Genomic DNA, 9,412 nt, shown 5'->3' with positions numbered 1-9,412 from the left:
GGCTTGGCCGGCCGCTACATCGTGGAAGAATGCCTTGCGGCCGGCCACAAGGTGACCGTCGCGGGACGCAGCCCCCCGGCCGACCGGCTGTTTTCCCCGGCCGTCGGCTTCAGGCCGCTCGACCTTGCGGAAAAGAACGTCCCCGAAGCCTTCTTCAACGGGATCGACGGCTTCGTCCATGCCGCGTTTTCCCATCTGCCGGGGCGCTATCGCGGCGGCGAGGGCGACGATCCGGCGGGCTTTCTCGGGCTGAATGTCGATGGGTCCATCGCCTTGTTCGAGGCCGCGCGGAAGGCGGGCGTAAAGCACTGCCTGTTCCTCTCGAGCCGCGCCGTTTTCGACGGCTATTCCGCCGGCACGCCGCTTGCAGAAACGCTCGCGCCCAATCCGGAAAGCCTATACGGCAAGGCCAAGCTGGAAGCGGAGAAAGCGCTTTTTGCGCTTGCCGCACCCGGTTTCGTGCCCGTCAGCCTCAGGGCGACCGGAATTTACGGAAACCTCTATCCGAACAAATGGGAGAGCCTGTTCGCGGATTATCTGGCTGGCAGGACGATTACGCCGCGTGCGGGAAGCGAGATCAATGGCCGCGATCTCGCCGGCGCCGTGCTCGCCGTGCTCGGCGCCCACATTCCCAAGGTCTCTGGCAAGGCGCTCCACGTTTCCGACATCGTGATCGACAACCACACCATTCTGGCGCCGCTGAAGGCCGCGCTCGCCGCCCCCCATCCCCTGCCCGCGCGCGCCGACCATGATCAGGTCAGCGTCATGGCCACCGGCCGGCTCAATGCGCTCGGCTGGCGCACGGGCGGCATGCCGCTCTTCTCCGCCACGCTGCAGACCCTGATCGAGGGGTTTTTGGCCCGCCATCCCGGTTTGCGGCCATCGTGAATTTGATCTCACCGCTCCCAGACCCTATCTCCGGCGTGCTATCGTGACGCGCCCAAGACCGAAATGACCACAGGATTTCTCAATGAGCCGATTTGACCTCATCATATTCGATTGCGACGGCGTTCTCGTCGATTCGGAATTTCTCGCCGCCCAGGTGGAATCAAGACTGTTGAGCGAGGCCGGATACCCGATCACCGCCGGCGAGATCGGCGAACGTTTTTCCGGCCTGACCTGGCGCGACATCCTGCTGACCGTGGAGAAGGAAGCCGAAATCCCGCTGCAGGCCAACCTGATAGAGCAGCACAAGACCATCCTTGACGAGCGGCTGAAGCGCGAGCTGCAGGCCATCGAGGGCGTGCGCGAGGCTGTGGCCCAGCTTTCCGAGCCGCGCTGCGTCTGTTCCAATTCGACGGAAGACCGCATCAAGGCGATGCTGACCAAGGTCGGCTATATCGACCTGTTCGAGCCGAACATCTTTTCCGCCGAAAGCCTCGGGCCCGACCGGGTCAAGCCCAAGCCGGACGTCTTCCTTCATGGGGCGGAAAAGTTGGGCGCGCGGCCCGGGAACACGCTGGTGATCGAGGATTCCGTTCACGGCGTCACCGGCGCGAAGGCCGCCGGCATGCGCGTCGTCGGCTTTACCGGCGCCTCGCACACCGGACCGACTCACGCCGACAAGCTGTCCGAGGCCGGGGCCGAGACCGTCATTCACCGCATGGAAGACCTGCCGGCGGTCGCAACCGCGCTGCTGGAATGGTCGGACGCCGTCTGACGGCGTCCCCACCCCTCAAGGCAATCAGTCGATGCCGAGCCTGACCCGGGTATTTTCCCCGGCGGTCACCGGCACCGGCAGATCGTTCGCCCTGAACAGGAACTGCGTCGAGAGCCCCTCGGCCGGCAGTTCAACCTCCTGGACGGTGACCTTGTCGTAGAGCGCCACGTCGCCGTCGACCACCTCGACGCGCACGGGCACCTTGTATGTGCCCGGCCTTGCCTTCGGTCCGCCGATCAGGCGGCCGGCGACGGCGACCTGCAGCAGGAGCTGGTCTCCCGTCGGAGCGACGGTGCAGGTGCGCGTGTATTCGGCAAGCGAGACCTGATAGACGAGATTTTCAGCCGACGTTGAACCGGCCGGCGAATAGACGCGATCAAAGGCCTGGTCATCATCCAGCATCGCCTTGGGGCAGATGCGCGAAAGCGCCGTCAGGTTGACGCCCGGCGTGATCGGCTGGGCGGGCTGAGGCTCCGGTTCGGGCGTGGCCGTGGAGCAGGCCGCAAGGCCGGAAAGGGCCACGACGGCGGCCAGGCGGCGGGTGGTGCGAAATGACACGGCGAGTATTCCTTTCCTCTCTCAAGGGCTTTTCAAGCCCTCCGGCTTTGTTCTATATCAGCGCGAACGCAAGAATTCGACTGTCTGGCATGACCCGCAGGCACGAGGCATGAAAGACGCCTTGCCGAGATAACCGGTAAGGCCAAAGCGTGCCACAAGCTAGACATTTTCAGGAACCTGGCAAGCATAAAGGGGCTTTGCGTGGACTATATTTCGACGCGGGGCGACGCCCCGACCCTCGGCTTCTCGGACGCACTTCTCGCTGGACTTGCAACCGACGGCGGCCTCTACCTGCCGCGCGAATGGCCGAAAATGACGGCAGACGAGATTCGTGCGCTTCGGGGGAAATCCTATCAGGACATCGCCTTTGCCATCATCAAGCCCTTCATCGGCGGCGAAATTCCCGATGACCGTCTCGAGGCGATGATCGAGGAGGCCTATGCCACCTTCCGCCACCCGGCCGTGACGCCGCTCGTCCAGAGCGAGGCCAACCGCTTCACGCTCGAACTGTTCCACGGCTCGACGCTCGCCTTCAAGGACGTCGCCATGCAGCTTCTGGCGCGGCTGATGGATTACGCGCTCGAACAACGTGGGCAGCGCGCCACGATCGTCGGCGCGACCTCGGGCGATACCGGCGGCGCGGCGATCGATGCCTTTGCGGCCAGCACGCGCACCGACATCTTCATCCTCTTCCCGCACGGCAAGGTTTCGCCGGTGCAGCAGCGGCAGATGACCACGCTCGGCGCAGCCAATGTTCACGCGATCGCCGTCGAGGGGCATTTCGACGACTGCCAGAACCTGGTCAAGGCGATGTTCGCCGACCCCGGCTTCCGCAAAGAGGTCAGGCTCTCCGGCGTCAACTCGATCAACTGGGCGCGGATCATGGCGCAGGTGGTCTATTATTTCACTGCCGGCATTTCGCTCGGCGCGCCGGATCGTGCGATCGACTTCACGGTTCCCACCGGCAATTTCGGCGACATTTTCGCCGGCTACGTCGCCCGGCAGATGGGCCTTCCCGTCGGCCGGCTGGTAATCGCCACCAACGAGAACGACATCCTCGCCCGCACGCTCGAGACCGGGCGCTACGAGATGCGCGGAGTCGAGGCAACAACCTCGCCCTCCATGGACATCCAGATCTCCTCCAATTTCGAACGCCTCCTGTTCGAGGCAAGCGGACGCGACGCCGGCTATGTCCGCCGCGCCATGGCGAGCCTCAAGCAGTCCGGCGCCTTCGATATCGAGGAGGAAGCGCTTGAACGCATCCGCGCCGTCTTTGCCGCCGGGCGCACGGACCAGCAGGAGGCCGCCGCCGAAATTGCCCGCACGCTTTCGGATACCGGCGTCCTGATCGATCCGCATACGGCGGTCGCCATGTCGGTCGCCCGTTCCCACCAGGCTTCAAACCCCATGGTTGTCCTCGCCACGGCCCATCCGGCCAAATTCCCTGCGGCCGTAAAATCGGCCAGCGGTATTGACCCCGCGCTTCCGGCGTGGCTTGCTGGAATGATGGACAAGGAGGAGCGTTTCAGTGTCCTTCCCCCCGATCTCGATACGGTGGAAGCGTTCGTTCGCAACGGACTGAGCACTGGAAGCCAACGATAGGAAGCAGGATCGCATGACAGTAGAGTACACCCGGCTGCCGTCCGGGCTGACCGTCGTCACCCAGAACATGCCCCATATCGAGAGCGTGGCCATCGGGACATGGATCAAGTCTGGCTCGCGCAACGAATTCGCGAACGAACACGGCATCGCCCACCTTCTCGAGCACATGGCCTTCAAGGGCACAAAGCGCAGGACCGCGCGCCAGATCGCCGAGGAGATCGAAAATGTCGGCGGCGAGGTCAACGCCGCAACTTCGACGGAGACGACCTCCTACTATGCGCGCGTCCTGAAGGACCATCTGCCGCTCGCCGTCGATATCCTCGCGGACATCCTCACCAATTCCGCCTTCGACGAAGAGGAGCTTGCGCGCGAGAAGAACGTCATCATGCAGGAGATCGGCGCGGCAAGCGACATCCCGGACGACGTGGTGTTCGACAATTTTGCGGGCGCGGCCTATCGCGACCAGATGATCGGTCGACCGATCCTGGGAACCGCCGAAACGGTGATGGGTTTCACCCCGGACGATATCCGTCGCTACCTTGCCCGCAACTACACCACCGACAGGATCTATATCGTGGCGACCGGCGCGGTCGACCACGACGCCTTTGCGCGCCTCGTCGCCGACCGCTTCGCGGCCCTGCCGCAAAAACCCGCCACGCCTCCGCTCGTCGAGCCCGCCAGCTACACGGGCGGCGAGGCGCGCGAGGTGCGCACGCTCTCCGACGCGCAGGTCATTCTCGGCTTTGAAGGCCCGGCCTACCATGCCCAGGATTTCTACTGCTCGCAGATTCTCGCGAATGTGCTCGGCGGCGGCATGTCGTCGCGGCTCTTCCAGGAAGTGCGCGAGATCCGCGGGCTCTGCTATTCGGTCTACGCCTTCCACTGGGGCTTTTCGGATTCCGGCGTCTTTGCCGTGCATGCGGCAACCGGCGGCGACCAGTTGCCCGAACTCGTCCCCGTCATCATCAACGAACTGCGCGAGGCCGCCGAAAGGGTCGACCCCACGGAGATCGAGCGTGCCCGGGCGCAGATCCGCGCCCAGCTTCTGATGGGCCAGGAAAGCGCCGCCGCCCGCGCCGGCCAGATCGCGCGCCAGGTCATGCTCTGGGGCCGTCCGATCCCGAACGAGGAGATGATGATGCGAATCGAGAATATCACGCCGAAGAGGCTGACCGACCTGGCCGGTCGCGCCTTCTACAATGCCCGCCCGACGCTTTCCGCCGTCGGCCCGATCGAGCAGCTGGCGCCGCTTGAGGACATTGTCGACGGCCTTTCGTTCGAGGAGAAGAAGGCCGCCGGTGCGGGCGCCTGAACGCGCGATGACAGGGATGGAACCGAAGATCGTCCTGATAGGCGGCGCCGGGCCGCTTGAGCGGAGACAGTCAGTTGTTCGCCTTCTTCGCCGCGCCTGACGCCCTGAGGCGACGCCGGTTTGCCATCCGCTCGGACACGCATGTTCTGCGCCTGCCGCGTGTTTCCGACTATCAGGCCTGGCGGCAGCTGCGCATCCGCAGCCGTTCTTTCCTTCAGCCATGGGAACCCCTCTGGAACGTCGACGACATGACCGAGCGGGCCTTCCGCAGGCGCATAACGAGGCTGAACCGGGAATTCGACGAGGGCAGCAGCATTCAGCTGTTCATCTTCCTCAGGGAGACCGACACGCTTGTCGGCGGCATCACCATCGGCCTCATCCGCCGCGGCGTCGCGCAAATGTGCATGCTGGGCTACTGGATGGGCGAGCCCTATGCCGGCAAGGGCCATATGTTTGCCGCACTTCAGGCCGTAATTCCCTATATCTTTCATGAGTTGAGGTTGCACCGCATCGAGGCCGCCTGTATCCCCTCAAACAATCGCAGCGCTTCGCTCCTGCAAAAGGCAGGCTTCACCAAGGAGGGGCATTTGCAAAAATACCTTCGCATCAACGGCCAATGGCAGGATCATCATCTCTATGCCCTGCTCAAAGATGATCACGACGCCAAAGGGAATTGAAGACCGAAGATGCGAATGCCCGCACATCTCCGCCGGCTCGGCCGTCAGGCCCTCGCCATCATCGCACTGGCCATGGCGGTCTTCTCCGCCGCCATCCCGGCGCTGGCGCTCGAGCCCGTCGAGGTTTCACGCGGCGATGTCGCGATCGACCTGACCAACCATGTCGACCTCTACCCCAATGAAGGCAGCGTGCTGCAGATCTCCACGGTGCCCGATGCCAACGGCATCCGCCGCCGTATCGAGGTGCGTTCCGGCAACGCCGAGCATCCCGGCGACTGGGCCGTCTTCTCGCTCGCAAATATTTCCGACGAGCAGCTTGATCGCCTGATCGTCGCCCCGCATTTCCGCCTGCCCGGCTCGGGCATGTTCTGGCCGGACCTCGGCTCCTCGCGGATCGCGGCGATCACGCCGTCGGAGGGTTTCGCGCTCAACCGGGTGACAAGCGACGATGCCGACGTGTTCTCGATCACGCTCAATCCCGGCGCTGTGATCACCTTCGTCGCCGAACTCGACACGGCGGACCTGCCGCAACTCTATCTCTGGCAACCGGATGCCTACAAGGATACGGAAAACGCCTTCACGCTCTACCACGGCGTCGTGCTGGGCATTGCCGGCCTGCTGGCGGTGTTCCTCAGCATCCTGTTCGTGGTCAAGGGAACCTCCGTGCTGCCGGCGACGGCAATGCTGGCCTGGTCGGTCCTGCTCTATGTGGCGATCGATTTCAGCTTCCTCAACCAGCTGATCCCGCTCTCGCCCGGCGACCTGCGCATCTGGCGCGCCAGCGCCGACGTGGCGATCGCCTTCAGCCTGGTGGTGTTCCTGTTCACCTATCTGAACCTTGCGCGCTGGCATGCCCAGCTCGGCTATGCGGCCGCGGCCTGGGGCGTGCTGCTGATGGCGCTTTTCGGCCTGGCGCTGTTCGACCCCCCGGCCGCCGCCGGCATCGCCCGCATCTCCTTTGCCTCCACGGTGCTCGCCGGGGTCGTGCTGATGGTCTATCTCAGCCTCCGCCGGTATGACCGGGCGATCCTGCTGATGCCGGCCTGGGCGCTGATCGTCGCCTGGCTGTTTGCCGCCTGGATGACGGCCACCGGCCGTATCGACAACGACATCGTCCAGCCGGCGCTCGACGGCGGCCTCGTGCTGATCGTGTTGCTGCTCGGCTTCACCGTCATCCAGCATTCCTTTGCCGGCGGCGCCTATCAGCCCGGCCTGTTTTCGGATCTGGAGCGTCAGGCGCTCGCCCTGCTCGGCACGGAAGCGACGGTATGGGACTGGGACGTGGGACGCGACCGGATCGTAACGGAACCGGACTTCGCGCCCAAGCTCGGTTTTCCCGCCGGCACGCTCAACGGTCCGGCCCGCTCCTGGCTGCAATATCTGCACCCCGGAGACCGCGACCGTTTCCGCTCGACCCTCGACCTCTTCCTCGAATGGCGGCGCGGCCGGCTGAAACTCGAATTCCGCATCCGCGCCAATGACGGTCACTACCACTGGATGCTGATCCGCGCGCGGCCGGTGCTTTCGACGGACGGCGAAGTGATCCGCTGCGTCGGCACGATCACCGACCAGACCGACCAGAAGGTCAGCACCCAGCGCCTGCTGCAGGATGCCGTCGTCGACAACCTCACCGGTCTTCCCAACCACACGATCCTCATCGACCGGCTGAGTTATCTGGTCGCGCTGTCAAAGACGTCGCCGCATATGCGGCCGACGCTGATTGTCGCCGACATCGACCGATTCAGCGACATCAACGAGACGCTGGGCTTTGCCGCCGGTGACAATATCCTTATCGCCCTGACGCGCCGCATCCAGCGGCTGCTGAAGCCGGAAGACACGCTGACGCGGCTTTCGGGCAATGCCTTCGCCATCGTGCTGCAGTCGCAGACGGAGCCCGACGCGGTTGCCGAATTCGCCGATGCCCTGGTCGCCGCCATCGATGTGCCGATCACCTTCGAAAACCGCGAGATCGCCCTGACCGCCTCGATCGGCATCGCCTCCTGGCACGATGCCCCCGACTCAGCGGAGATATTCCTCGAGGATGCGCGGCTTGCCATGCTGCGCGCCAAGCGCATGGGCGGCAACACGGTGGAGACCTACCGCCCGGCGCTGCGCATGCTCGACGACGAGCGCAAGCGCGTCGAGGCCGATCTCGGACGCGCCATCGACCGCAAGGAAATGTCGGTCTTCTACCGTCCGGTCATGCGGCTCGACAGCCACAAGGTGGCCGGTTTCGCCTGCGTGTTGAGCTGGAAGCATCCCCAGCGGGGAGAAATCTCCACAGGCGAGATCTTCGAGATCAGCCGCGAGGCGGAACGCTCGGCTGAACTGGTGCTTTATACCGTGCGCCAGGCGCTTGAAGACCTCGCCGGCTGGCAGCAGACGCTGCCCAAGGTTCGCCCCTTCGTCTCGATCGAGCTCAACTGCACGGAGATGCTGAGAACCAGCACGTTGATCGAACTGGAAAGCCTCGTGCGCCAGTCCGAAAACGCGCCGCGACAAGTGGTCTTCTCCATTCCCGAAGACGTTGTCCAGAAAGCGCCGGAACAGGCGAAGCTCGCGCTGCAATATCTGCGCACGATCGGCGCCGGCGTGACGCTTTCCGGCTTCGGCAACGGGCACGGCTCGCTCACCCTGCTCAAAGGCTTCCGCTTCGACGCAACCTATGTGGACAATCCCGTCTTCAAGCAGAACAACGAGACCCAGACGGATGTCGTCAAGGCCTTTGTCGAACTGGCCTCACGGCTCGGCACCGCCGTCGGCGTGACGGATGTCGGCAGCGAGGTCGACGCGCAGGCGCTTGCCGATGCGGGCTGCGCCTATGCCAGCGGCCCGCTCTACGGCGCATCGGTCGCAGCGCCGACAGCATTGCGCCTGCTCAAGGAAGTCGCCGCCGCCGCCAAGGAAGCGTGAGCGCCGCCGGCGCTCAGACGCGCTCCTCATTCTTCTGTCGAACCAGAAGGGCGAGGACGAAATCGAGCTTGCGGATGATTTCGGGGGTCAGGACGAAGGGATAGAAATCCCGCTGACCCATGGATTTGTGGATGGCGTTCATCGCCAGCGTCAACGGCACCCAGGCATCCGCAAGCCGCTTTCCGCTTGCGCAACGATAGGGATCGCCAAGCGGCGCGAGCCAGGTATCGTTCGCCAGAAGGCCGAATTCGCGCGCCGTTTCCAGCGTATCGACGATATGCAGCGCATGGGCAAAGCTCTCGGCAAAATCTTCCCAGGGATGGGTGGCGGCATAGGCGCTGACGTAATTCTCCGGCCAGCCGGCAGGCGGCCCGTTTTCGTAGTGGCGCTGGAGCGCGGCCTGGTAGTCGTCCCGCTCGTCTCCGAAGGCCGAGCGGAATTCCTCAAGCCTACCGCCGTCGCGCACCAGCCTGTCCCAGACGTAATGCCCGACCTCATGACGGAAGTGACCGAGCAGCGTCCGGTAGGGTTCGTTCATCTGCTGACGCGCGATCTCGCGGGTGACGTCGTCGGCCTCGGCGACCCTCAGTGAGATGAGGCCGTTCTCGTGGCCGGTCATGGCCGGCTGGAGATTGCCGTTCTGGTCGACCGTATCCTCGAGAAAGTCGAAGACGAGGCCGCCTTCCGGAT

At 64.3% G+C, this 9,412-nt stretch carries 8 protein-coding genes; 6 read left to right on the top strand and 2 right to left on the bottom strand.

Annotated features, from left to right (window positions below; all coding sequences use genetic code 11):
- Both AC5DC2_RS13780 and AC5DC2_RS13775 read left to right on the top strand, forming a co-directional pair.
- Positions 1-888, top strand: an 888-nt coding sequence (locus tag AC5DC2_RS13780; protein ID WP_491698884.1) for an NAD-dependent epimerase/dehydratase family protein, incomplete at its 5' end; no start/stop codon positions are given.
- A gap of 82 nt (positions 889-970) precedes the next feature.
- Complete coding sequence (locus AC5DC2_RS13775; protein WP_024707287.1) at positions 971-1,660, top strand: HAD family hydrolase; 690 nt, start codon at positions 971-973, stop codon at positions 1,658-1,660.
- Positions 1,661-1,684: 24 nt separating this feature from the next.
- Here the strand turns inward: AC5DC2_RS13775 and AC5DC2_RS13770 are convergent, their stop codons facing one another.
- Positions 1,685-2,218 (bottom strand): hypothetical protein, encoded by a 534-nt coding sequence (locus tag AC5DC2_RS13770; RefSeq protein ID WP_024707286.1) that lies wholly within the window; start codon positions 2,216-2,218, stop codon positions 1,685-1,687.
- A 201-nt stretch (positions 2,219-2,419) separates the two neighbouring features.
- Here AC5DC2_RS13770 and thrC point away from each other — a divergent pair, with 201 nt between their 5' ends.
- The 4 genes from thrC to AC5DC2_RS13750 all read left to right on the top strand — a co-directional run bounded on the left by thrC (position 2,420) and on the right by AC5DC2_RS13750 (position 8,722).
- A complete protein-coding gene (thrC, locus tag AC5DC2_RS13765) occupies positions 2,420-3,820 on the top strand; it encodes a threonine synthase (protein ID WP_491698883.1) in 1,401 nt (466 codons plus the stop codon).
- A 13-nt stretch (positions 3,821-3,833) separates the two neighbouring features.
- A complete protein-coding gene (locus AC5DC2_RS13760; protein ID WP_491698882.1) occupies positions 3,834-5,132 on the top strand; it encodes a M16 family metallopeptidase in 1,299 nt (432 codons plus the stop codon).
- Positions 5,133-5,206: 74 nt separating this feature from the next.
- Positions 5,207-5,809, top strand: a complete 603-nt coding sequence (locus AC5DC2_RS13755; RefSeq protein WP_491698885.1) for a GNAT family N-acetyltransferase — start codon at positions 5,207-5,209, stop codon at positions 5,807-5,809.
- Between the two features lie 15 nt (positions 5,810-5,824).
- On the top strand, positions 5,825-8,722 hold the full coding sequence (locus AC5DC2_RS13750) for an EAL domain-containing protein (protein WP_491698881.1): 2,898 nt from the start codon (positions 5,825-5,827) through the stop codon (positions 8,720-8,722).
- Positions 8,723-8,735: 13 nt separating this feature from the next.
- Here AC5DC2_RS13750 and AC5DC2_RS13745 read toward each other — a convergent pair.
- Positions 8,736-9,412, bottom strand: a 677-nt coding sequence (locus tag AC5DC2_RS13745) for a putative zinc-binding metallopeptidase (protein ID WP_491698880.1), incomplete at its 5' end; no start/stop codon positions are given.

It is taken from the genome of Martelella sp. (genome assembly GCF_984369615.1).
The sequence above is the reverse complement of the archived record's forward strand: the minus strand, read 5'-3'. Positions and strand labels throughout refer to the sequence as shown.

Excerpts from the sequence above, each read along its gene's own strand:
- AC5DC2_RS13775 (WP_024707287.1), top strand. The coding sequence starts at position 971 with ATGAGCCGATTTGACCTCATCATATTCGATTGCGACGGCGTTCTCGTC.
- AC5DC2_RS13750 (WP_491698881.1), top strand. The coding sequence starts at position 5,825 with ATGCCCGCACATCTCCGCCGGCTCGGCCGTCAGGCCCTCGCCATCATC.
- AC5DC2_RS13760 (WP_491698882.1), top strand. The coding sequence starts at position 3,834 with ATGACAGTAGAGTACACCCGGCTGCCGTCCGGGCTGACCGTCGTCACC.